This window comes from Citrobacter sp. CK202, from assembly GCF_030333225.1.
Classification (GTDB): domain Bacteria; phylum Pseudomonadota; class Gammaproteobacteria; order Enterobacterales; family Enterobacteriaceae; genus Citrobacter_B; species Citrobacter_B koseri.
The window spans coordinates 331,284-353,331 of sequence record NZ_JAOWGI010000026.1 but is presented as its reverse complement, the minus strand read 5'-3'; the positions used below and the strand labels follow the sequence as shown (position 1 = coordinate 353,331).

The 22,048-nt window shown below is 53.9% G+C and carries 22 protein-coding genes, 2 pseudogenes and 1 other annotated feature; of the genes and pseudogenes, 14 read left to right on the top strand and 10 right to left on the bottom strand.

All coding sequences use genetic code 11. The annotated features are described in order from the left end of the window. Positions 1-155: 155 nt before the first annotated feature. Positions 156-2,753, bottom strand: a complete 2,598-nt coding sequence (topA, locus tag OGX84_RS14485) for a type I DNA topoisomerase (protein WP_114847857.1) — start codon at positions 2,751-2,753, stop codon at positions 156-158. 400 nt (positions 2,754-3,153) lie between these two features. On the opposite strand from topA, the gene OGX84_RS14480 reads away from it, so the two are divergent. Next, positions 3,154-3,405 carry a YciN family protein gene (locus OGX84_RS14480; RefSeq protein ID WP_003020616.1) on the top strand — a complete coding sequence of 84 codons (252 nt, stop codon included), beginning with the start codon at positions 3,154-3,156 and terminating at the stop codon, positions 3,403-3,405. Between the two features lie 254 nt (positions 3,406-3,659). Here OGX84_RS14480 and sohB read toward each other — a convergent pair whose 3' ends face one another. After that, positions 3,660-4,706, bottom strand: a complete 1,047-nt coding sequence (gene sohB, locus OGX84_RS14475; RefSeq protein ID WP_049011908.1) for a protease SohB — start codon at positions 4,704-4,706, stop codon at positions 3,660-3,662. Positions 4,707-4,943: 237 nt separating this feature from the next. On the opposite strand from sohB, the gene OGX84_RS14470 reads away from it, so the two are divergent. Beyond that, positions 4,944-5,705 carry a YciK family oxidoreductase gene (locus OGX84_RS14470; RefSeq protein WP_047463540.1) on the top strand — a complete coding sequence of 254 codons (762 nt, stop codon included), beginning with the start codon at positions 4,944-4,946 and terminating at the stop codon, positions 5,703-5,705. Next, entirely contained in the window at positions 5,702-6,292 is a 591-nt protein-coding gene (cobO, locus tag OGX84_RS14465) for a cob(I)yrinic acid a,c-diamide adenosyltransferase (RefSeq protein ID WP_200030176.1), read from the top strand. The genes OGX84_RS14470 and cobO overlap by 4 nt, the downstream gene beginning before the upstream one ends. A 91-nt stretch (positions 6,293-6,383) precedes the next feature. On the opposite strand, the gene rluB is transcribed toward cobO, so the two are convergent. From rluB to rnm, 3 genes and pseudogenes are all read right to left on the bottom strand, one after another. Further along, entirely contained in the window at positions 6,384-7,259 is an 876-nt protein-coding gene (gene rluB / locus OGX84_RS14460; RefSeq protein ID WP_012132223.1) for a 23S rRNA pseudouridine(2605) synthase RluB, read from the bottom strand. Between the two features lie 100 nt (positions 7,260-7,359). Beyond that, entirely contained in the window at positions 7,360-7,980 is a 621-nt protein-coding gene (locus OGX84_RS14455) for an L-threonylcarbamoyladenylate synthase (RefSeq protein WP_012132222.1), read from the bottom strand. Beyond that, a pseudogene (gene rnm, locus OGX84_RS14450) lies at positions 7,977-8,857 on the bottom strand (RNase RNM). The gene OGX84_RS14455 and the pseudogene rnm overlap by 4 nt, the downstream one beginning before the upstream one ends. Positions 8,858-8,992: 135 nt before the next feature. Between rnm and trpL the strand changes: the two are divergent. The 6 genes from trpL (at position 8,993) to trpA (ending at position 15,661) form a co-directional block, all read left to right on the top strand. Further along, entirely contained in the window at positions 8,993-9,037 is a 45-nt protein-coding gene (gene trpL / locus OGX84_RS14445; protein ID WP_012905981.1) for a trp operon leader peptide, read from the top strand. Continuing rightward, positions 9,014-9,108 (top strand) — a sequence feature (Trp leader region). (Overlaps the previous gene by 24 nt.) Positions 9,109-9,131: 23 nt before the next feature. Next, positions 9,132-10,694 carry an anthranilate synthase component 1 gene (locus OGX84_RS14440; RefSeq protein WP_058669229.1) on the top strand — a complete coding sequence of 521 codons (1,563 nt, stop codon included), beginning with the start codon at positions 9,132-9,134 and terminating at the stop codon, positions 10,692-10,694. Continuing rightward, positions 10,694-12,289, top strand: a complete 1,596-nt coding sequence (gene trpD, locus OGX84_RS14435; protein WP_012132219.1) for a bifunctional anthranilate synthase glutamate amidotransferase component TrpG/anthranilate phosphoribosyltransferase TrpD — start codon at positions 10,694-10,696, stop codon at positions 12,287-12,289. Before OGX84_RS14440 ends, trpD begins: the two co-directional genes overlap by 1 nt. Before the next feature lie 3 nt (positions 12,290-12,292). Then, a complete protein-coding gene (gene trpCF, locus OGX84_RS14430; protein ID WP_104869128.1) occupies positions 12,293-13,651 on the top strand; it encodes a bifunctional indole-3-glycerol-phosphate synthase TrpC/phosphoribosylanthranilate isomerase TrpF in 1,359 nt (452 codons plus the stop codon). A 10-nt stretch (positions 13,652-13,661) separates the two neighbouring features. Continuing rightward, a complete protein-coding gene (gene trpB, locus OGX84_RS14425; protein ID WP_012132217.1) occupies positions 13,662-14,855 on the top strand; it encodes a tryptophan synthase subunit beta in 1,194 nt (397 codons plus the stop codon). Next, positions 14,855-15,661: a tryptophan synthase subunit alpha gene (gene trpA / locus OGX84_RS14420; protein WP_047463530.1), complete on the top strand. Its 807-nt coding sequence runs from the start codon at positions 14,855-14,857 to the stop codon at positions 15,659-15,661. The genes trpB and trpA overlap by 1 nt, the downstream gene beginning before the upstream one ends. 51 nt (positions 15,662-15,712) lie before the next feature. On the opposite strand, the gene OGX84_RS14415 is transcribed toward trpA, so the two are convergent. The 3 genes from OGX84_RS14415 to ompW all read right to left on the bottom strand — a co-directional run bounded on the left by OGX84_RS14415 (position 15,713) and on the right by ompW (position 18,296). Then, positions 15,713-17,182, bottom strand: a complete 1,470-nt coding sequence (locus tag OGX84_RS14415; RefSeq protein WP_112002046.1) for a GGDEF domain-containing protein — start codon at positions 17,180-17,182, stop codon at positions 15,713-15,715. A 74-nt stretch (positions 17,183-17,256) separates the two neighbouring features. Further along, complete coding sequence (locus OGX84_RS14410; protein ID WP_112002045.1) at positions 17,257-17,532, bottom strand: hypothetical protein; 276 nt, start codon at positions 17,530-17,532, stop codon at positions 17,257-17,259. Between the two features lie 125 nt (positions 17,533-17,657). Then, positions 17,658-18,296: an outer membrane protein OmpW gene (gene ompW / locus OGX84_RS14405; protein ID WP_112002044.1), complete on the bottom strand. Its 639-nt coding sequence runs from the start codon at positions 18,294-18,296 to the stop codon at positions 17,658-17,660. Between the two features lie 250 nt (positions 18,297-18,546). Between ompW and OGX84_RS14400 the strand changes: the two are divergent. From OGX84_RS14400 to yciA, 4 genes and pseudogenes are all read left to right on the top strand, one after another. Next, positions 18,547-18,636, top strand: a pseudogene (locus OGX84_RS14400) (YkgJ family cysteine cluster protein); the annotation flags it as partial. A 25-nt stretch (positions 18,637-18,661) separates the two neighbouring features. Then, the gene (locus OGX84_RS14395; protein ID WP_012132212.1) at positions 18,662-19,405 is read left to right on the top strand and encodes a YciC family protein; all 744 of its coding nucleotides are present in this window, start codon (positions 18,662-18,664) and stop codon (positions 19,403-19,405) included. A gap of 55 nt (positions 19,406-19,460) precedes the next feature. After that, on the top strand, positions 19,461-20,000 hold the full coding sequence (locus OGX84_RS14390; RefSeq protein WP_012132211.1) for a septation protein A: 540 nt from the start codon (positions 19,461-19,463) through the stop codon (positions 19,998-20,000). Between the two features lie 130 nt (positions 20,001-20,130). Continuing rightward, on the top strand, positions 20,131-20,532 hold the full coding sequence (gene yciA / locus OGX84_RS14385; RefSeq protein ID WP_012132210.1) for an acyl-CoA thioester hydrolase YciA: 402 nt from the start codon (positions 20,131-20,133) through the stop codon (positions 20,530-20,532). A gap of 57 nt (positions 20,533-20,589) precedes the next feature. Here yciA and tonB read toward each other — a convergent pair whose 3' ends face one another. Then, on the bottom strand, positions 20,590-21,300 hold the full coding sequence (tonB, locus tag OGX84_RS14380) for a TonB system transport protein TonB (RefSeq protein ID WP_071259038.1): 711 nt from the start codon (positions 21,298-21,300) through the stop codon (positions 20,590-20,592). Positions 21,301-21,524: 224 nt separating this feature from the next. On the opposite strand from tonB, the gene OGX84_RS14375 reads away from it, so the two are divergent. Next, a complete protein-coding gene (locus OGX84_RS14375; RefSeq protein WP_047463520.1) occupies positions 21,525-21,821 on the top strand; it encodes a YciI family protein in 297 nt (98 codons plus the stop codon). A gap of 50 nt (positions 21,822-21,871) precedes the next feature. Here the strand turns inward: OGX84_RS14375 and OGX84_RS14370 are convergent, their stop codons facing one another. Continuing rightward, positions 21,872-22,045, bottom strand: coding sequence for a YciY family protein (locus tag OGX84_RS14370; RefSeq protein WP_012132207.1), 174 nt, complete (start codon positions 22,043-22,045; stop codon positions 21,872-21,874). Positions 22,046-22,048: the final 3 nt, after the last annotated feature.

Genomic DNA, 22,048 nt, shown 5'->3' with positions numbered 1-22,048 from the left:
CGCTGCTAATACGATTTAATAATAAAAAATCCGTTAACTATAACCACTATATCATTTATATCAGAGCTGTATAGATGCGAAGAAAAAATAATAAGCCCGGAATAAAAAAGGGCCGCTTGCGCGACCCTCTTAAGTGAAATTCAGCCAGGTGACTGTTATTTCTTACCTTCTACCCACTTGCCATCAACGAAGAATGCGGACCATCCCGTCGCTTTCCCGTCTTTTTCAGCGGCAACATACTGCTGTTTCGTCTTACGGCTAAAACGCACCAGCGTCTTATTGCCTTCCGGGTCCTGCTGCGGCGCATCGGCCAGATAACGCAGTTTTTCCGGCAGACGGTCGCGGAAGCGATACAACTCTTCCACTAACGGCGCACGCGTTTCACGCGATTTCGGGAAGGTATTCGCCGCGAGGAAGATCCCTGCGGCGCCGTCACGCAGCACGAAATACGCGTCCGATTTCTCGCACGGCAGTTCCGGCAACGGCACCGGATCTTCTTTCGGCGGCGCGACTTCACCGTTACGCAGAATCTTACGGGTATTTTTACATTCGTCGTTAGTACAGGCCATGTACTTACCAAAACGCCCCATTTTCAGGTGCATTTCAGAGCCACATTTTTCGCACTCAACGATCGGGCCGTCATAACCTTTAATACGGAACTCGCCCTCTTCGATTTCGTAACCGTCGCAGGTCGGGTTATTACCGCAGACATGCAGCTTGCGTTTCGGATCGATCAGGTAGCTGTCCATTGCGGTGCCGCACTTCTGGCAACGACGTTTTGCACGCAAAGCGTTGGTTTCCGCATCATCGCCTTCCAGTACGTTCAGCACTTCATTTTCCGGCACCAGGTTGATGGTGGTTTTGCAGCGCTCTTTCGGCGGTAGCGCATAGCCGGAACATCCCAGGAACACGCCGGTGCTGGCGGTGCGAATCCCCATTTTGCGCCCGCATGTCGGGCAGTCAATGCTGGTCAGCACCATCTGGTTAGGACGCATGCCGCCCTCTTCAGGATCTTTCTCCGCTTTATCAAGCTGCTGAGTAAAATCGCTGAAAAAGTTATCAAGCACGTTTTTCCACTCGGCTTCGTGGCTGGCCACCTTGTCGAGGCTGTCTTCCATCTGGGCGGTGAAATCGTAGTTCATCAGCTCGCGGAAGTTTTCTTCCAGTCGATCGGTGACAATCTCACCCATTTTTTCAGCATAGAAGCGACGGTTTTCCACGCGGACATAACCGCGATCCTGAATGGTCGAGATGATCGACGCATAGGTGGATGGACGACCAATACCGCGTTTTTCCAGCTCTTTAACCAGCGATGCTTCACTGAAGCGCGCCGGTGGTTTGGTGAAGTGCTGCGCCGGGGTCAGTTCAACCAGCGTCAACACATCGCCTTTATTCACCGCAGGCAACGTCCGGTCTTCATCGCCTTTACGCAGCGCAGGCATGACTTTCGTCCAGCCGTCGAAACGCAGAATGCGGCCACGCGCTTTCAGGCGGAAATCACCCGCACCGACCGTCAGCGTGGTGGAATCGTACTGGGCTGGCGTCATCTGACAGGCGACAAACTGACGCCAGATCAGCTGATACAGTTTCTGCGCGTCCGCTTCCATATCCTTCAGCGCTTCGGCCATCACCGCGACATCAGAAGGACGGATCGCTTCGTGCGCTTCCTGTGAATTTTCTTTGCTGGCGTACTGGTTCGGGTTCTCCGGCAGGTATTTCTTGCCGAAGCTATCGCTGATATAACCGCGAACCATGTTTACCGCATCCTGGCTCAGGTTGGTGGAGTCAGTACGCATGTAGGTGATGTAGCCCGCTTCGTACAAGCGCTGTGCCATCATCATGGTTTTTTTCACGCCAAAGCCCAGACGCGTGCTCGCCGCCTGTTGCAGCGTCGACGTGATAAACGGCGCGCCAGGCTTGCTGCTGGTCGGTTTATCTTCACGCTCCAGTACGCTGTAACGCGCTTTTTCCAGCAGGCTGACCGCCGCCAGCGTTTGCTCGCGGTTAACCGGGCGGAACGGTTTATCATTCTGGTGCGTAACGTCGAGCGGCAAGGCATCGCCAGAAGGCGTTGTCGTGCTGGCGTTCACTTCCCAGAACTCTTCCGGTACGAACGCTTTGATGTCACGTTCGCGCTCAACAACCAGACGCACGGCAACGGACTGTACGCGGCCTGCCGACAGGCCTCGCGCAATTTTTTTCCACAGCAATGGCGACACCATATAGCCCACAACGCGGTCCATAAAGCGGCGCGCCTGCTGCGCGTTAACACGGTCGATATTCAGTTCGCCTGGCTTATCAAACGCCTGGCGAATCGCGTTTTTGGTTATTTCGTTAAACACCACGCGGCTATAGCGCGTGTCATCACCCCCGATTACTTCCCGCAGGTGCCAGGCAATGGCTTCCCCTTCGCGGTCAAGGTCGGTTGCGAGATAGATGTGGTCGGCTTTTTCAGCCAATTGTTTCAGTTCAGAGACGACCTTCTCTTTACCGGGCAGCACTTCATAATGCGCATCCCAGTTATGCCAAGGGTCAACCCCCATTCGGTTGACGAGAGCGCCACGTTCATCCTTTTTGGGCTTTTTAGCCGTTTTGGTGGAGGTAGAGTCGGCGCTCTTTTTAGCTGCTGAGCCACTGGTCGGCAAATCACGGATATGACCGACGCTGGACTTAACCACGTAATCATTACCCAGATACTTGTTGATCGTTTTGGCTTTTGCCGGGGACTCAACGATGACAAGAGCTTTACCCATATTCACCTTTACCTAAATTGATTCTTCCTGGAATGCGTCGCACGTTGATTCACCTTCCACTGGCGACGAGACACCGATATGGTCTCTGTGTCGGCGGATATCAACCCCTTGTACTGACTCAGTGCGCGAAACGTGATCCTCAGGTGACTGAGTTAACAGGCTTTTTAGCACACAAGCGCTATAGCACGACGGAATTTTGGTCGAATGTCAAGCAAATCTGTTGCCAGATTGACGAAAGCGTCACACTGTACCTGATAAAATTCGTTACGCAACTTTATTAGCATGCAAAAACAAATCTCGCCAGTAACAGCACCTTTACAAGACCTTCGTGTTTATCAGGGAATATTTGCCCATAAGCAGCGCCCGGCGTAGACTAATGTCCTTGTTTAAGGAGTAAATAATGCATAAAGACACCCAACCTATCGATCGTGAAACACTGCTGATTGAAGCCAACAAAATCATTCGTGAGCATGAGGACACGCTGGCGGGGATTGTCGCCACCGGTGTGACGCAACGAAACGGCGTGCTGGTCTTCAGCGGCGATTACTTTTTAGACGAGCAAGGATTACCGACGCCAAAAAGCACCGCCGTGTTTAATATGTTTAAACATCTGGCGCATGTGCTTTCTGAGAAGTATCACCTGATCGATTAACGCAGGAAAGGTTTTGCCGGATGGCGGCTACGCCTTATCCGGCCTACAAAACACTCCGTAGGCCCGGTAAGCGTTAGCGCCACCGGGCTGTTTGCCGGATGGCGGCTGCGCCTTATCCGGCCTACAAAACAGTCCGCAGGCCCGGTAAGCGTTAGCGCCACCGGGCTGTTTGCCGGATGGCGGCTGCGCCTTATCCAGCCTACAAAACAGTCCGTAGGCCCGGTAAGCGTTAGCGCCACCGGGCAATGACAATTTTACATCAGCGGTTTTTGTCCGCGCTGCCACCAGCGTAGCAACAAACGATCGGCGCTTTCTGCGGCGCTACCCGTAAACCGATCCATCAATTTCTTACGCTGCATAAAGCGAACGTTGAACACCTCATAACCGTCCATCAAGCGGAGAATGACATCATCACTGGTGTTGATTTCGTCCACCAGACCTTTCTCCAGCGCCTGTTGGCCATACCAGTGCTCGCCTGTGGCCACCTGTTCGATATCCAGCACAGGACGCATCTGCTGCACAAAATGCTTAAACAGGTGATGGGTTTCATTCAGATCTTCACGGAATTTCTGACGCCCTTCCTCCGTGTTCTCACCAAGCAGCGTCAGCGTGCGCTTATACTGGCCCGCCGTGTGCAGCTCAATATCGATATCCTTCCCTTTCAAGAAGCGATTAAAGTTAGGGATTTGCGCCACAACGCCAATAGAGCCGACAATCGCAAACGGCGCCGAAACAATTTTGTCGGCCACACAGGCCATCATGTAACCGCCGCTGGCGGCGACTTTGTCCACCGTTACCGTCAACGGGATCTGCTTATCGCGCAGACGCTGCAATTGCGAAGCCGCCAGGCCATAGCCATGCACAACGCCGCCGGGACTTTCCAGACGCACGACCACCTGATCCTGCGGTTTAAACGCCGCTAACACCGCCGTCACCTCCTCACGCAGCGCGCTGACTTCGTGGGCATCCATACTGCCTTTAAAATCCAGCACCCAGGCACGAGGTTTCTCCGTCGCGGCATTTCCCCCCTGCTTTGCTTTCGCTTTCGCCGCTTTTGCCTCCAGCTTCAGCTTCTTTTTCTGCGCTTTATGCCAGAGTTTTTGTTGATGACCGTCCATCAGCGCCGTCGCCAGATCGTCCTTCATCTCTTTATATTGTTCGCTGAGATTCGTTACCCGCAGCTCCCCACGCTGGCGTTTACGCTGGGCAGCATTCACGATCAGCATCACAATGACGGCGATTGCCACCACGACAGTGACGATTTTTGCCAAAAACAACCCATATTCAGACAACAATTCCACGAGTCCCACCTTGGTTAAACAACGCTATTTTGGCTCAGTGTACAACAGGCGTGTTAGCCCGTCTCGTTTGATCCTGCGTTGCGGTTACTGGGTGAAAAGTATGACAAAGTGTTCATTTTTCGGCGTTATCGCCGTTGACTGATTGAAATGACGCGGGCTTTCAGGCATAAAGCCGAAAAGTTAAAGAGAAGATAAGACAACTGGCAGGGTGACCCAACGCGTCGCCGAGGAGTAGCCGTGCATTACCAACCTAAACAAGATCTACTGCAAAATCGCATTATTCTGGTCACTGGCGCCAGTGATGGCATTGGTCGCGAAGCCGCGCTCACCTACGCGCGCTACGGCGCAAACGTCATTTTGCTGGGTCGAAATGAAGAAAAACTGCGTCAGGTCGCACAGACTGTCGCCGAAGATACAGGCGCATTGCCACAGTGGTTTACGCTGGATCTACTGACCTGCACCGCTGAAGAGTGCCACCAGTTAGGCCAGCGGATTGCGGCGCACTATCCACGACTGGATGGCGTTCTGCATAACGCCGGGTTACTGGGCGATATCTGCCCAATGAGCGAACAAAATCCGCACGTCTGGCAGGATGTTATGCAGGTTAACGTCAATGCGACATTCATGCTGACTCAGGCGCTGCTTCCTTTATTACTTAAATCCGACGCCGGTTCGCTGGTCTTTACCTCATCAAGCGTCGGTCGTCAGGGACGCGCCAACTGGGGCGCTTACGCCACCTCTAAATTCGCCACCGAAGGCATGATGCAGGTACTGGCGGACGAATACCAGAACCACCCCTTACGTGTAAATTGCATCAACCCAGGCGGCACGCGCACGAGTATGCGCGCCAGCGCCTTCCCTACGGAAGATCCGCAGAAGTTAAAAACGCCCGCCGATATCATGCCCCTCTATTTGTGGCTGATGGGCGACGACAGCCGCCGTAAAACCGGTATGACTTTTGATGCCCAGCCGGGCCGTAAACCAGGAATCGCCCAATGACTGAAGAACGCTATCAACAACGCCAGCAGCGTGTGAAAGACCGGGTCGACGCCCGCGTTGCGGCGGCGCAGGACGAACGCGGCATCATCATCGTGTTTACCGGCAACGGTAAAGGCAAAACCACTGCGGCATTCGGCACCGCAACGCGCGCCGTCGGCCACGGTAAAAAAGTGGGCGTGGTGCAGTTCATTAAAGGCACATGGCCTAACGGCGAACGCAATCTGCTGGAGCCCCACGGCGTGGAGTTTCAGGTGATGGCGACCGGGTTCACCTGGGAAACGCAAAATCGCGAAACCGACACCGCAGCCTGTATGGCTGTCTGGGAACATGGCAAACGTATGCTGGCGAACCCAACGTTGGATATGGTCGTGCTGGATGAACTGACCTACATGGTGGCGTATGACTATCTGCCGCTTGAAGAGGTCATCAATGCCTTAAATGCCCGTCCGCAGAATCAGACGGTGATTATTACCGGTCGCGGTTGTCATCGCGATATTCTGGAACTGGCCGACACGGTCAGCGAGCTGCGTCCGGTCAAACATGCTTTTGAAGCGGGCGTAAAGGCCCAGATGGGAATTGATTATTAGGAAACGGTGCCGGATGACGGCGTAAACGCTTTATCCGGCCTACAGGCAAAACGTAGGCCCGGTAAGCGTAAGCGCCACCGGGCATTCAGCATCAACCGTTGTTGTTACGACCGCCTGAACGACGACCGCCGCCAACCTGGCTGTGACGCTTCACCGCACGGCGAATCTGGTTCGCCTTCATACGACGTCGGTCTTTCTCCACGGCCACTTTGGAGGTGGTTTCCGGCGCCAGCTGCACCAGTTCACGCAGATAGTTGGTCTGCGCCAGGTCCAGTTCGGTCCAGCCACCGCGCGGCAGCCCTTTCGGCAATGGAATATCGCCATAGCGCACGCGGATCAGTCGGCTAACCTGCACGCCAACCGCTTCCCACAGACGACGTACCTCACGGTTACGCCCTTCGGTCAGCGTGACGTTGTACCACTGGTTAATACCCTCACCACCGCTGAATTTGATGGTCTTAAACGCCGCCGGGCCATCTTCCAGTTGAACGCCACGACTCAGGTCACGCAGCTTGGCGTCATCAACCTGACCAAATACGCGCACGGCGTATTCACGCTCAACTTCACGACTCGGGTGCATCAGACGGTTCGCCAGTTCGCCATCCGTCGTGAACAACAGCAAACCGCAGGTATTCACATCCAGACGACCTACGGCAATCCAGCGCGCGCCGCGCAGTTTCGGTAAGCGATCAAAAACGGTAGGACGACCTTCCGGGTCGTTACGGGTGCACAGCTCACCTTCTGGTTTGTAATAGGCCAGAACGCGACAAATTTGTTCCGCAGACTCTTTCACCGAGATCAGATGACCGTCGATACGGATTTTCAGACCCGGCGTGATTTCAACGCGATCGCCAAGCGTGGCGATTTTGCCGTCAACGCTTACACGGCCTGCTTCAATAATGGATTCAATTTCACGGCGAGAACCGTGGCCAGCGCGAGCCAGCACTTTTTGTAACTTTTCGCTCATAGAGCTTCCTTCAGGTGTCGCCTTCACAGGCGTCGAACAGGAGAATCAACGGCGCTTTACAGCGCCATTTTAAGGCCGCGTAGTATACAGAGTTGCGCCCTTATAAGAAAGGTTTAACGTCACCAACGCCTTCGCGCAAGACAACCGGGGAATCATCGGTTAAATCAATCACCGTGGTCGGTTGCTGGCCGAGGTAACCGCCGTGAATGATCAAATCGACCTGTTTTTCCAGGCGGTCTTTGATCTCTTCCGGGTCAGACTCGGTAAATTCGCTGCCGGGCAGCATCAGCGAGGTGGAGAGCATCGGTTCGCCCAGCGCTTCCAGCAGTGCCAGCGCGATCGGGTTCGACGGCACGCGCAGACCGATTGTTTTCCGTTTTTCCTGTAACAGGCGGCGCGGCACGTCTTTCGTTCCCTTCAGGATAAAAGTGTAGTTGCCCGGCGTATTGTTTTTAATTAAGCGAAAGGCGACGTTATCGACAAACGAATAGGTCGATAACTCAGACAGATCCCGACACATCAGCGTGAAGTTATGCCCGTCCGGCAGGTGGCGAATGCGGCAGATGCGCTCCATCGCCCCTTTATCTTCGATTTTACAACCCAGCGCATAGCCGGAATCGGTTGGATAAACAATCACCCCGCCTTTACGCACAATTTCAACCGCCTGATTGATCAGCCGTTGTTGCGGGTTTTCAGGATGAATATAAAAAAACTGGCTCATACTTCCCTCACTGTGGTGTTTGTGGCTCTTCCCACAGCTGCCATACGCCTTCGACGCCTGCTGGCAGCCAGAGCTTGCGCCCCAGTTCAATCCACGGGCACGGCTGATGAAAATCAGAGCCTTGTGATGCCCATAAATGGTGCTGGCGCGCATAGGTCGCCAGTTGGGTTCGCTCATTGGGCGACTGCTGGCATTGCGCCACTTCCATCGCATCACCGCGATGCAGCGCAAAATACGCAATCAACCTTTTCAGCCACTTAGCGCTAAGGTCGTAGCGGCCCGGATGGGCCAATACTGCCTTACCGCCAGAATGATGAATCACATCAATAGCTTGTTCTATTGTACACCACTGTGGCGGAACGTATCCGGTTTTCCCACGCGCAAGGTATTTTTTAAAAACATCGGCAATGCTCCCGGCTTTGCCGCACTCCACCAGAAAACGGGCGAAATGCCCGCGCGTCACGGCCCCACCGTCGGCAAGCCGCAAAGCGCCTTCCCACGCCCCAGGAATATGCGCTTTCTCCAGACGCTCGGCAATCAGACGCGCACGCTGCTGACGACGTTCGGTTTGTTCCGCCAGGAACGCACACATCGCCGGATGCGCAATGTCGATATTCAGACCCACAATATGGATCTCATGATTTTCCCAGACAGTTGAAATTTCCACGCCAGGAATCAGGTTCAGGGCAAGCCCGGAACGTGAAATTTCTTCTCTTGCCGCCGGAATAGCGGCTGTGGTGTCATGATCGGTGATCGCCAGTGTGCCGACTCGCATCTCTACCGCACGATGTACTAACGCTTCTGGCGTTAACCGACCATCGGACGCCGTTGTATGACTGTGCAGGTCGTAAATCACTGCGTAATTCGTGTCGCTCAAGGCGGCTCCCGTCTTAATAAATGTTCTTTCACAAACATCATAACGGTTCCGGCAAATATACTGAAATCAGGTGTTGACTTTATTTCATCGAACTAGTTAACTAGTACGCAAGTTCACATGAAGAAGGTATCTGAGATGAAAGCAACATTCGTACTGCACGGTTGGTGGCGCACTTCCTGATTTCGGGCAGTGTATGACGTCTGCAATAAGCAACCAGATACCCGGCCCGCCAGATGAGCGGGCTTTTTTTTGAACAGAATGAATGAGAATAACGATGCAAATACAAAAACCAACACTCGAATTGCTTTCCTGCAATGCCGCCTACCGTGAGAACCCGACGGCGTTGTTCCATCAGGTTTGTGGCGACCGCCCGGCAACGCTGCTGCTGGAATCCGCTGATATCGACAGTAAAAATGATCTGAAAAGCCTGCTATTGGTCGATAGTGCGCTGCGCATTACCGCTTTGGGTGACACTGTCACTATCGAAGCGTTAACGGATAACGGCGCATCCCTGCTCCCGCTGCTGGATGCCGCGCTGCCCGCAGGCGTTGAAAATACAGCGCAGCCCGGCAACCGGAAGCTGCGCTTTCCCGCAGTAAGCCCACTGTTAGATGAGGATGCGCGTCTGTGTTCGCTGTCGGTATTTGACGCATTCCGTCTGTTGCAGAATCTGGTGAATGTGCCTGCTGAAGAGCGCGAAGCCATGTTTTTCGGCGGTTTGTTTGCCTATGACCTGGTGGCGGGATTTGAAGCGTTACCGCAACTGGAAGCCGGTAATCGCTGCCCGGATTACTGCTTCTATCTGGCGGAAACGCTGATGGTGATTGACCATCAGAAGAAAAGCACCCGGATTCAGGCAAGCCTCTTTACCGATAATGAAGCGGAAAAACAGCGTCTGACGGCGCGCCTCGCGCAGCTGACGCAGCAATTAACCGAACCCGCGCCGCCGTTGCCCGTTACACCAGTGCCGCAAATGCGCTGCGAATGCAGCCAGAGCGACGAAGAGTTTGGCGCCGTTGTGCGTACCATGCAGAAAGCGATTCGCGCAGGAGAGATTTTCCAGGTGGTGCCTTCCCGCCGCTTCTCATTACCCTGCCCGTCACCGCTGGCGGCCTATTACGTACTGAAAAAGAGCAACCCAAGTCCATACATGTTCTTTATGCAGGATAACGATTTCACCCTGTTTGGCGCCTCCCCGGAAAGCTCGCTGAAGTACGACGCGACCAGTCGCCAGATTGAGATTTACCCCATCGCCGGCACGCGCCCGCGCGGTCGCCGTGCCGATGGCTCGCTGGATCGCGATCTCGACAGCCGCATTGAGCTGGAGATGCGCACCGACCATAAAGAGCTGTCTGAACACCTGATGCTGGTCGATCTGGCGCGTAATGATCTGGCGCGCATTTGTACTCCCGGCAGCCGCTACGTTGCCGACCTGACGAAAGTCGATCGTTATTCGTTCGTTATGCACCTGGTGTCCCGCGTGGTGGGTGAATTACGCAGCGATCTGGATGTGCTGCATGCTTATCGCGCCTGTATGAATATGGGCACGCTGAGCGGCGCGCCAAAAGTTCGCGCCATGCAGCTTATCGCCGGTGCCGAAGGGCGTCGTCGCGGCAGTTATGGCGGTGCGGTGGGCTACTTCACCGCGCATGGCGATCTTGATACCTGCATTGTGATTCGCTCTGCTCTGGTAGAAGACGGCATCGCCACCGTGCAGGCCGGTGCCGGAATCGTGCTGGATTCTGTTCCGCAGTCTGAAGCCGACGAAACCCGTAATAAAGCGCGCGCGGTTCTGCGTGCTATTGCCACCGCGCACCATGCACAGGAGATTTTCTAATGGCTGACATTCTGCTGCTCGATAACATCGACTCTTTTACTTACAACCTGGCAGATCAGCTACGGGCCAACGGCCACAATGTGGTGATTTACCGTAACCATATCCCGGCGCAGACCTTAATCGACCGTCTTGCGACGATGAAAAACCCGGTGCTGATGCTTTCTCCAGGGCCAGGCGTCCCCAGCGAAGCCGGTTGTATGCCGGAGTTGTTGACCCGTCTGCGCGGCAAGCTGCCCATTATCGGCATCTGCCTCGGACACCAGGCGATTGTTGAAGCCTACGGTGGCTACGTCGGTCAGGCGGGCGAGATTCTCCACGGCAAAGCGTCGAGCATTGAACATGACGGACAGGCGATGTTTGCCGGTCTGGTGAACCCGCTGCCGGTTGCTCGTTATCACTCTCTGGTGGGCAGCAACGTGCCTGCGGGGCTGACGATTAACGCCCATTTTAACGGCATGGTGATGGCGGTACGTCACGACACGGATCGCGTCTGTGGTTTTCAGTTCCACCCGGAGTCCATTCTTACTACGCAAGGTGCGCTGTTGCTGGAACAAACGCTGGCCTGGGCGCAACAAAAACTGGAGCCGACCAATACGCTGCAACCGATTCTGGAAAAATTGTACCAGGCGCAAACCATGACCCAGCAGGAAAGCCACCAGCTTTTCTCTGCCGTGGTCCGTGGCGAACTGAAGCCAGAACAACTGGCGGCGGCGCTGGTCAGTATGAAAGTGCGTGGCGAACATCCGAATGAAATCGCTGGCGCCGCTACCGCGCTGCTGGAAAATGCCGCGCCGTTCCCGCGCCCGGACTATCTGTTTGCCGATATTGTCGGCACCGGCGGTGACGGCAGCAACAGCATCAATATTTCCACCGCCAGCGCCTTTGTGGCGGCGGCCTGCGGACTGAAGGTGGCCAAACATGGCAACCGCAGCGTTTCCAGTAAATCCGGTTCGTCCGATCTGCTGGCGGCATTCGGTATCAATCTGGATATGAACGCCGATAAATCGCGTCAGGCGCTGGACGACCTGGGCGTCTGCTTCCTGTTCGCACCGAAATACCATACAGGTTTCCGTCATGCGATGCCGGTTCGCCAGCAGCTTAAAACCCGCACCTTGTTCAATGTGCTGGGGCCGCTGATCAACCCGGCTCACCCGCCGCTGGCGCTGATTGGCGTCTACAGCCCGGAGCTGGTACTGCCCATTGCCGAAACCCTGCGGGTACTGGGTTATCAGCGTGCGGCGGTGGTTCACAGCGGCGGTATGGATGAAGTGTCGCTGCATGCGCCAACCATTGTGGCTGAACTGCACGACGGCGAAATCAAGAGCTACCAGCTCACGGCGGAAGACTTCGGCCTCACCCCGTATCACCAGGAACAGCTGGCAGGCGGCACGCCGGAAGAAAACCGTGACATTCTCACCCGCTTGTTACAAGGTAAAGGTGAAGCCGCTCACGAGGCCGCTGTCGCTGCGAATGTCGCCATGTTAATGCGCCTGCATGGTAAGGAAGATTTAAAGGCCAATGCGCAAACTGTGATTGATGTACTGCGCAGTGGCGCAGCTTATGACCGGGTTACCGCACTGGCGGCAAGAGGGTAAATAATGCAAACCGTTTTAGCGAAAATCGTCGCGGATAAGGCGATCTGGGTAGAAGCCCGTAAGCAACAACAACCGTTAGCCAGTTTCCAAAATGAGGTTCAGCCAAGTGCCCGCCATTTCTATGATGCGCTGCAAGGCACGCGTACCGCATTTATTCTGGAGTGTAAAAAAGCGTCCCCCTCCAAAGGGGTGATTCGTGATGACTTCGACCCCGCGCAGATTGCCGGTGTTTATAAACATTACGCGTCGGCGATTTCCGTTCTGACCGATGAGAAATATTTCCAGGGGAGTTTTGACTTTCTCACTGTTGTCAGCCGTATCGCGCCGCAGCCAGTTCTGTGTAAGGACTTCATCATCGATCCTTACCAAATCTATCTGGCGCGTTACTACCAGGCCGATGCCTGTCTGCTGATGCTCTCCGTACTGGATGACGAGCAATATCGCCAGCTTTCCGCCGTCGCCCACAGTCTGAAAATGGGCGTGCTGACGGAAGTCAGTAACGAAGAAGAACTGGAGCGCGCCATCGCACTGGGTGCGAAAGTCGTCGGCATTAATAACCGCGACCTGCGCGATCTGTCGATTGACCTTAACCGTACCCGTCAGCTTGCGCCAAAACTGGGGCACGGCGTGACCGTGATCAGCGAGTCCGGGATTAATACCTATGCACAGGTGCGCGAGCTAAGCCACTTCGCTAACGGTTTCCTGATCGGTTCTGCATTGATGTCCCATGCCGATCTGCACGCCGCCGTGCGTCGCGTGTTGCTTGGCGAGAACAAAGTCTGCGGCCTGACGCGCGGGCAGGATGCAAAAGCCGCTTACGAAGCAGGCGCCATTTATGGCGGGCTGATTTTTGTTCCCTCGTCGCCTCGCGTCGTAAATCTCGACCAGGCGCGCGAGGTGATAGCCGCAGCCCCCCTGCAATATGTCGGCGTATTCCGCAATACCGCTATCACCGAGGTATGTGAAAAAGCGACCACCTTGTCGCTCAAGGCCGTGCAACTGCATGGCAGTGAAGACCAGGCTTATGTCGATGCTCTGCGCGCCGCATTACCGGAACAGGTACAAATCTGGAAAGCGCTTAGCGTGGGCGACGCACTGCCAGCTCGTGATTACCAGCACGTTGATAAGTACGTTCTCGATAACGGTCAGGGCGGCAGCGGCCAACGTTTTGACTGGTCGTTATTGAACGGTGAAACGCTGGACAACGTATTGCTGGCGGGCGGATTAGGCGCAGACAACTGCGTGGAAGCGGCAAAAACCGGCTGTGCCGGTCTCGATTTTAATTCTGGTGTAGAGTCACAGCCGGGCATCAAAGATGCACACCTTCTGGCCTCGGTCTTTCAGACACTGCGCGCATATTAAGGAAGAAAACATGACAACATTACTCAATCCCTACTTTGGTGAATTTGGCGGCATGTATGTCCCGCAGATTCTGATGCCTGCCCTGCGCCAGCTGGAAGAAGCGTTCGTCAGCGCGCAGAAAGATCCACAGTTTCAGGCCCAGTTTGCCGATCTGCTGAAGAACTATGCAGGCCGTCCAACCGCGCTGACCAAATGCCAGAATATCACCGCCGGCACCAAAACCACGCTGTATCTGAAGCGTGAAGATTTACTGCACGGCGGCGCGCACAAAACAAACCAGGTACTGGGTCAGGCGCTGCTGGCGAAACGCATGGGTAAAACAGAGATTATCGCCGAAACGGGCGCAGGTCAGCATGGCGTGGCTTCCGCGCTCGCCAGCGCCCTGCTCGGTCTGAAATGCCGTATCTATATGGGCGCAAAAGACGTCGAGCGTCAGTCGCCAAACGTCTTTCGTATGCGACTGATGGGCGCGGAAGTGATCCCTGTACACAGCGGCTCCGCCACCCTGAAAGACGCCTGCAACGAAGCGCTTCGCGACTGGTCCGGCAGCTATGAATCCGCGCACTATATGCTCGGAACTGCGGCAGGCCCGCACCCGTTCCCGACCATCGTCCGTGAATTTCAGCGCATGATCGGGGAAGAGACGAAAGCGCAAATCCTCGAAAAAGAAGGTCGTCTGCCGGATGCCGTGATTGCCTGCGTGGGCGGCGGCTCCAACGCAATCGGCATGTTTGCGGACTTCATCAACGAAACCAGCGTGGGTTTGATTGGCGTCGAACCTGGCGGCCACGGGATTGAAACAGGCGAGCACGGCGCACCGCTGAAGCATGGCCGCGTAGGCATCTATTTCGGCATGAAAGCGCCGATGATGCAAACCGAGGAAGGGCAAATTGAAGAGTCCTACTCCATTTCCGCCGGGCTGGATTTCCCGTCCGTTGGGCCGCAGCACGCGTATCTGAACAGCATTGGTCGCGCCGATTATGTGTCGATCACCGATGACGAAGCGCTGGAAGCCTTTAAAACGCTCTGTCTGCATGAAGGGATTATTCCGGCGCTGGAGTCGTCCCACGCCCTGGCTCACGCCCTGAAAATGATGCGTGAAAATCCAGAAAAAGAACAATTGCTGGTCGTTAACCTTTCCGGTCGCGGCGACAAAGACATTTTCACCGTACACGATATTCTGAAAGCGCGAGGGGAAATCTGATGGAACGCTATGAAAACCTGTTTGCACAGCTGAAGGATCGCAAGGAAGGCGCATTTGTCCCCTTCGTGACCCTGGGCGATCCTTCCGTTGAACAGTCACTGAACATTATTGATACGCTGATTGAAGCCGGCGCCGACGCCCTTGAACTCGGCATTCCGTTCTCCGATCCGCTGGCAGACGGGCCGACCATCCAGGAAGCCACGCTGCGCGCGTTTGCCGCAGGCGTAACGCCTACGCAATGCTTTGAGATGCTGGCGCTGATTCGTCAGAAACACCCGACGATTCCGATTGGTCTGCTGATGTACGCCAACCTGGTGTTCAGCAAAGGGATCGACGAATTCTACGCGCAGTGCGAGAAAGTCGGCGTGGATTCCGTACTGGTGGCGGATGTGCCTGTTGAGGAGTCTGCGCCCTTCCGTCAGGCGGCATTACTCCACAACGTGGCGCCGATTTTCATCTGCCCGCCCAATGCCGATGACGATCTGTTGCGCCAGATAGCCTCTTATGGCCGCGGTTATACCTATCTGCTTTCGCGGGCAGGCGTGACGGGCGCAGAAAACCGCGCCGCATTACCGCTGCATCATCTGGTGGAAAAACTGAAAGAGTATAACGCCGCGCCCCCGTTGCAGGGCTTTGGCATCTCTTCCCCGGAACAGGTTACAGGTGCCATTGAAGCCGGCGCCGCCGGGGCGATTTCCGGGTCAGCAATCGTTAAGCTCATTGAGAAAAACGTCGCAAACCCCGGGCAGATGCTGACCGAGCTGAAAGCGTTTGTCACGGCAATGAAAGCCGCGACCCGCGCATAATATTGCGCAGGCAACAGGCCCGATAATGCCATGCTTATCGGGCCAATCCCGTCATTCCCTCATCTGCTTCATTTTGTACATTTCGTTATCCGCATCCTGAATAGCCGTATCCAGATCGCGGGTTACTTCTGCGACGCCCCATGACACCGACAGCGGTACAACATGACCATCAACCATAAATGCATAATCATTTATCTGGCCGGTTATCCGCTCCGCGATGGCTATCGCGTCACCAATCTGCGCACGGTAAAGCAAAATAACGAACTCATCGCCGCCGGTACGAATCACCAGGTCATGACTGGTGCGGGTGTTAGAGAGCATTCTGTTGGCGATGATTTGCAACGCCCGGTCTCCCGCCACATGCCCCCAGGTGTCGTTGATGGCTTTAAACTTATTACAATCCAGCAGCACCACGCAGCTGCGCGTTAAATCCCTGCGCTTCACAATATCAAGGATCTTGCGGTTAAAGCAGCCCGTCAGCGAGTCGATATACACCTTCAGGTCGCTCGCGTTCAGCCAGTATTTTAAGCCGAGGAAGATCAGGATAAAGAAGAATGGCGCCAGCAGAATCGCAATCCCGGCCTGCGTGTCGTATCTGACGAACCGATGCAGAGAGAGCGAGGAATGGAACGCATATTTTGCAGACATTGCGCGGATGGACTCCCCGGCGACAGGCTGGCAATCACCGCTCAGGCAGAGATTTTCCTGCGTGGGCGTATGCACCAGGGCCACATTAAGGCCGGGTGGAATATGATGTTCAAAGGCCTCCGTCAGCGCCTCCTGTAGCTCAGGTTTAGAATGGTCATACACCAGATACGCAACGATATGATCGGAGATCTCTTTTCCAGAAAGATCGTAAATATAACTGACTACGCTGTACGCTTTTTCATTCGTGATTTTGTCCGTATAAAAGTCCGTTGAACTGAGCGACTTGGATTTGACATTCTTTTGCAGCAGACGCGTATAAAAGCCCACGGGCGGTAAGAAAAAGTCAGTGATATCGCCCGCCATTTTAGAGTCGCTAAAATAGAAGGGTTTTGCATCTGCTGGCGTGAACCAATAAAAATAGCTGGCATCTTTGGCGATAATGTAGCGATGCGCGGCATAATCCCCCGGATTAAGGGTGTTCATCCGATCCCGAATAAACTCCGCCGCCGCAAACATACATAAAGCGTTAATATCGGGCTGACGGGAAACAATAGTGCCCGTTGCGGAATGGATCCGCGCCCGGTCGGCATTGATTCCCCATGAATCCGCATCCCTGGGGGAAAACCTTGAGAGGTTGCCGCACTGCCCGGCATTTTTGATCTGGTGATAGCGAACCCCTGTCGCATCGGCGATGAGTTCGTTATCGTTGAAAATATCCATCATCCGCGTTTGCAGACGACTCATCCCTTCATTCACAACGGCCTGTCGTTGTTCATAAATAATAAAGAGATACAGTGAAGTAAAAAGTAAAGTGATAAGCGCTGACATCAACAACGCCTGGCTATTTCTTAGGCTGTCCTGAACAATCTTCACTGAGGCACCTTAAGCCTGAATCGCGGGGCCGAATACGTTAGTAGATTTTGCTGATACAGTACAGTTTTCAGTGATTAATCATCTCCTTCAATCGGGTGTCCCGCCCTGCGAATAGCCTCACGGCAGTCACTGACGCCAGCGGCGTACCCGGCTTCAATCTCACAAACCGGACTCGAACTGCAATAAGGTAAACGGACGGGCGTAGTAATATTCTCTTCCAGCGCATCAATCTTATGCATTGCATCCAGCAGCATACGCAGCGCCTGTAAAGTGAACTCAGCCTCTTCATCTCTGACTATCGATTCCAGGGTCGCGATTTTTTGTTGCAGAAGGGTTTGAGTTACTATCATCGTCAATGCTCTCAAAACAGGCTTGTTTCAAAGATAGCATCTCAGGGAGAGGTATGATGTTGAAATCAGCAGAATATAAAAAGCGGGCTGTATGACAGCCCGCTTTTTAGATGGGTCACATAGACTCAGAAACGATAACCGGCAGAGAACATAAATACCCACGGGTCGAGGCGGACGCTGTCATGCTGCTGGGCACCACCGAGTTTATAGCTTGCGGTAGTATCGATATCCATATACCAGACCGACATGTTAATTAACCAGTCCCGGTTAATCAGGTAATCCATACCCACCTGCCCGGCCATTCCCCAGGAATCCTTCAGACTCAGATCGGACAACCCTCTCTCTTTACCATTGTTGTTAAAACCTTCGTCAAAGAAGGTGGTGTAGTTTACACCCGCGCCAATATAAGGACGCAGTTTGCTACTGGCGTCGCCAAAGTACCACTGCGCCATTAATGTCGGCGGCAGGTGACGCACGGTAGCGATATCACCGGTATCCCCTGTCCCAATTTTATGGCGGAACGGCGTCGCCGCCAGCAGTTCAATACCAATGTTGTCGGTTGCCATATAAGTAAAAGTCAAACCGAGTTGCGTATTGTTACTGACATCAAAACCGTTCAGACTCCCCAGCGTTCCGCCTGCCCCTTCCGTCGGTCTCACGGTCGCCGAGCCCGCACGGATAAAAAACTCACCACTCTCATGCGCAAGCGCACTACCAGAGAGAAGAGTACTTACTGCCAGGGCTGCCACTGTTAACTTTTTCATATCCGCTCCATCGTTATGGTTATAAATGCGTCACGAATATACCTACAATGGAGTAATAAGTGATCCAATACAGATCACATTAGGCCCTGTAATTTAACCTTTATTGATCCAGATTAATTTAGAACTTGCATCTAAAATCCTGGTTAAAGCCGTTTGAATCAAATTTTCCGAATTTTAGTGATAAATGGCCTTTTTCAACCAGGCGGATGGATTGTAAAAGAGAGGACGGCTGGCGCTTTCGCAGCAAAAATTACCCGCGCTTTACAAAGATATGCTTTTCCATACACCCCGTGATGCTGCCACTGTAGAGTTATCCAGGGTACAATTGCCCGCAAATTAACACCTGCAAAACTCAAGGAGAGTGCATGTCTATCACGGCGAAGTCCGTTTACCGTGACACGGGGAACTTTTTCCGTAATCAATTTGTAACCATCTTGCTGGTTTCGTTGCTGTGCGCATTTATTACGGTGGTTTTAGGTCATGCCTTTTCCCCCAGCGATGCCCAAATCGCGCAACTCAGTGAAGGGGATCATCTGACCGGTAGCGTCGGCCTGTTCGATCTGGTGCAGAACATGACGCCGGAACAGCAGCAAATATTATTACGGGCTTCAGCGGCATCAACATTTTCAGGACTCATTGGCAATGCGATCCTGGCAGGGGGCGTTTTGCTGATGATCCAGCTGATTTCCGCCGGTCATCGGGTCAGCGCATTACGTGCTATCGGTGCCAGCGCGCCGGTTTTACCTAAATTGTTTGTCCTGATTTTTCTGACTACCCTGTTAGTGCAAATCGGTATTATGCTGATTGTCGTACCGGGGATTTTGATGGCGATTCTGCTGGCGCTTGCGCCGGTGATGCTGGTTCAGGACAAGATGGGCGTATTTGCCGCCATGCGCAACAGTATGCGTCTGGCGTGGTCTAATATGCGACTGGTCGCTCCGGCGGTGATCGGCTGGTTACTGGCGAAAACGCTCTTGCTGCTGTTTGCCCCCAGCTTTGCAGCGCTGACGCCGAATGTTGGCGCAGTGTTGGCGAATACGCTGAGCAATTTGATTTCCGCCATATTGCTCATCTATTTGTTCCGCCTGTATATGTTGATTCGCCAATAACCCTGAACGTGTTAAGGGCCAGTTTGCCCAAAACTTTTGATTACGGAATCGAAGAATGAAGCAGTTTCTTGATTTTTTACCGCTGGTTGTCTTTTTTGCTTTTTATAAGCTGTACGACATCTATGCGGCGACCTCCGCCCTGATTGTCGCGACAGCCATTGTGTTGATCTACAGTTGGGTTCGCTATCGCAAGGTCGAAAAGATGGCGTTGATCACTTTCGTTCTGGTTGCCGTGTTCGGCGGCCTGACCATTTTCTTCCACAACGATGAGTTTATTAAGTGGAAGGTGACGGTGATTTACGGCCTGTTTGCCGGTGCGCTGCTGATAAGCCAGTGGGTCATGAAAAAGCCGCTGATTCAACGCATGTTAGGGAAAGAACTGACGTTGCCGCAGCCGGTCTGGTCTAAGCTGAACCTGGCATGGGCCGTATTTTTCATCCTCTGCGGGCTCGCCAATATCTACATCGCGTTTTGGCTGCCGCAAAACATCTGGGTCAACTTCAAAGTGTTCGGTTTAACCGCGCTGACGCTGATTTTTACCCTTCTGAGCGGAGTCTACATTTACCGCCATCTGCCGCAGGAAGATAAATCCTGAGTTCTGTTTGCCAGACCGTCTGGTCTGGCATCCCCTTCACGCCAGCCTGGCGCGCGTTTCCCCTCTGTTCTCCCTGCGCAAATCATAGTAGCATTCGCGCCTGAAATCTTTCTTCACAGTCGGTTCTACAATGACAACAACAAATAACGCTCCTCAGGGCGAACTGGTTTTACGCACGCTGGCCATGCCCGCCGATACCAATGCTAACGGCGATATTTTTGGCGGCTGGCTCATGTCACAAATGGATATTGGCGGCGCGATTCAGGCTAAAGAAATTGCTCATGGTCGCGTAGTGACCGTGCGCGTTGAGGGAATGAGTTTTCTGCGCCCTGTCGCCGTAGGCGACGTCGTATGCTGTTATGCCCGCTGCGTTAAACGCGGCACAACGTCTGTCAGCATTAATATTGAAGTGTGGGTGAAAAAGGTGGCGTCAGAGCCAATCGGTCAGCGTTATAAAGCAACCGAGGCGCTGTTCATCTATGTGGCGGTAGACAGTGACGGTAAACCTCGCCCGCTGCCGGTTCAGGCATGAATTACCGGATAAGGCGGTACGCCGCCTTATCCGCTCTACGATTTAAGGAGATCGCGATTACTCGATCTGCGTGGTGCCGTTCAGACGGAAGATGATATTAACCACTAAGCCCGACCCCGGTTTCCCTGCTTCATAGCGCCATCTGCGCATCGCGTTTTTCACTTCACGCTCAAACATGTTCGCTGGCTGAGCGGAAAGCACCTGAACATTCTCCACTCGCCCGTCCGAGGTGACGTCGAATTTCACTTTCACGCGGCCTTCAATACGCAACGCTTGCGCTCGTGCCGGATACTGCGGCTGGTTGCGGCTCAACGCGCGAGGCCCCGCAGGAACACTGACGGCCGGTTTGCTGGTTGCCGCTGCGGTATTCGTTGTCGGACGTGACGGCGCCGTATTTTCAAACGGTGCGGCCGGGCGCGGTTCAGCAGGCTTAACATCACGTTTAGGCTGCTCCTGAACCTTTTTCACCGGTTTAGGTTTTGGCTTCGGCTTAGGTTTCGGCTTCTCAATCACCACCGGCGCCTCTTTTGGCGGCTCAGGAACAGGTTCCGGCTCAGGTTCGACGACGGGTTCCGGCGGCGGCTGAACCGCCTGTGGTGGCTCAAGATCGGCAGGCGCGACCATTGTGATTGAGATCGGCTGCGCGGGCGCAGGCAGTTCAATAACCTGATGTACCGAGGTATACAGCAGACCCGCCACTACAGCACCATGAATGCCAACGGAAAGTAACGTCGGCCAGGGAAAGCGACGAGGTAAATCAAGGGTCATTGAAGTCATAATCGTTTCAGTTAAAAAACCAGGTCTCGATTTTAAATGCAAATAGCAATCATATTCAATAAGACATCACGGTAAGCCACATTTAAAACGCAATATTACCGCAAAAAGTCCCTGTGTTATGCACGGTCTTAACAAAGTCGTTATCTTTGCGTTGCAGTTGAAAGACCTTTCCAATAACGTAATTAACGACTTTTACCGATTAAGGAGCTCTACCCGTGCTGTATGTCATTTACGCTCAGGATATCGCCGATTCTCTTGAAAAACGTCTTTCCGTCCGCCCTGCCCATCTGGCGCGCCTGCAACTGCTCCATGATGAGGGCCGACTGTTGACCGCAGGCCCTATGCCAGCCGTCGACAGCAACGATCCCGGTGCCGCCGGGTTTACCGGCTCAACCGTGATTGCACAATTCGAATCGCTGGAAGAAGCGCAGTCCTGGGCAGACGCAGACCCGTATGTGGCTGCGGGCGTGTATGCGCAAGTTTCTGTAAAACCGTATAAACAAGTCTTTTAAATCAGGCGGGGTTTGCATTCATGGGCACCGAATACGGTGCCCTGGTTGTATCAGATGCTGTGAATCGCAAACAATAACGTGTTACGTTGATGATTGAGAATGCATTTTCTGATTGAGTGGATACGCATATTACGACGCGATTGTCCTTCAAGCCAACGCGCTTTACGGCGGCTAGCCTGACGTTGCATGCGCCAGCGTCCCACTTCCGTTCTACTACGCTTCATGTT

Excerpts from the sequence above, each read along its gene's own strand:
- trpA (WP_047463530.1), top strand. The coding sequence starts at position 14,855 with ATGGAACGCTATGAAAACCTGTTTGCACAGCTGAAGGATCGCAAGGAA.
- trpCF (WP_104869128.1), top strand. The coding sequence starts at position 12,293 with ATGCAAACCGTTTTAGCGAAAATCGTCGCGGATAAGGCGATCTGGGTA.
- tonB (WP_071259038.1), bottom strand. The coding sequence starts at position 21,300 with ATGACCCTTGATTTACCTCGTCGCTTTCCCTGGCCGACGTTACTTTCC.
- trpD (WP_012132219.1), top strand. The coding sequence starts at position 10,694 with ATGGCTGACATTCTGCTGCTCGATAACATCGACTCTTTTACTTACAAC.
- ompW (WP_112002044.1), bottom strand. The coding sequence starts at position 18,296 with ATGAAAAAGTTAACAGTGGCAGCCCTGGCAGTAAGTACTCTTCTCTCT.
- OGX84_RS14370 (WP_012132207.1), bottom strand. The coding sequence starts at position 22,045 with ATGAAGCGTAGTAGAACGGAAGTGGGACGCTGGCGCATGCAACGTCAG.
- cobO (WP_200030176.1), top strand. The coding sequence starts at position 5,702 with ATGACTGAAGAACGCTATCAACAACGCCAGCAGCGTGTGAAAGACCGG.
- OGX84_RS14455 (WP_012132222.1), bottom strand. The coding sequence starts at position 7,980 with ATGAGCCAGTTTTTTTATATTCATCCTGAAAACCCGCAACAACGGCTG.
- trpB (WP_012132217.1), top strand. The coding sequence starts at position 13,662 with ATGACAACATTACTCAATCCCTACTTTGGTGAATTTGGCGGCATGTAT.
- OGX84_RS14390 (WP_012132211.1), top strand. The coding sequence starts at position 19,461 with ATGAAGCAGTTTCTTGATTTTTTACCGCTGGTTGTCTTTTTTGCTTTT.
- rluB (WP_012132223.1), bottom strand. The coding sequence starts at position 7,259 with ATGAGCGAAAAGTTACAAAAAGTGCTGGCTCGCGCTGGCCACGGTTCT.
- OGX84_RS14410 (WP_112002045.1), bottom strand. The coding sequence starts at position 17,532 with ATGATAGTAACTCAAACCCTTCTGCAACAAAAAATCGCGACCCTGGAA.
- OGX84_RS14395 (WP_012132212.1), top strand. The coding sequence starts at position 18,662 with ATGTCTATCACGGCGAAGTCCGTTTACCGTGACACGGGGAACTTTTTC.
- topA (WP_114847857.1), bottom strand. The coding sequence starts at position 2,753 with ATGGGTAAAGCTCTTGTCATCGTTGAGTCCCCGGCAAAAGCCAAAACG.
- OGX84_RS14440 (WP_058669229.1), top strand. The coding sequence starts at position 9,132 with ATGCAAATACAAAAACCAACACTCGAATTGCTTTCCTGCAATGCCGCC.
- OGX84_RS14480 (WP_003020616.1), top strand. The coding sequence starts at position 3,154 with ATGCATAAAGACACCCAACCTATCGATCGTGAAACACTGCTGATTGAA.
- yciA (WP_012132210.1), top strand. The coding sequence starts at position 20,131 with ATGACAACAACAAATAACGCTCCTCAGGGCGAACTGGTTTTACGCACG.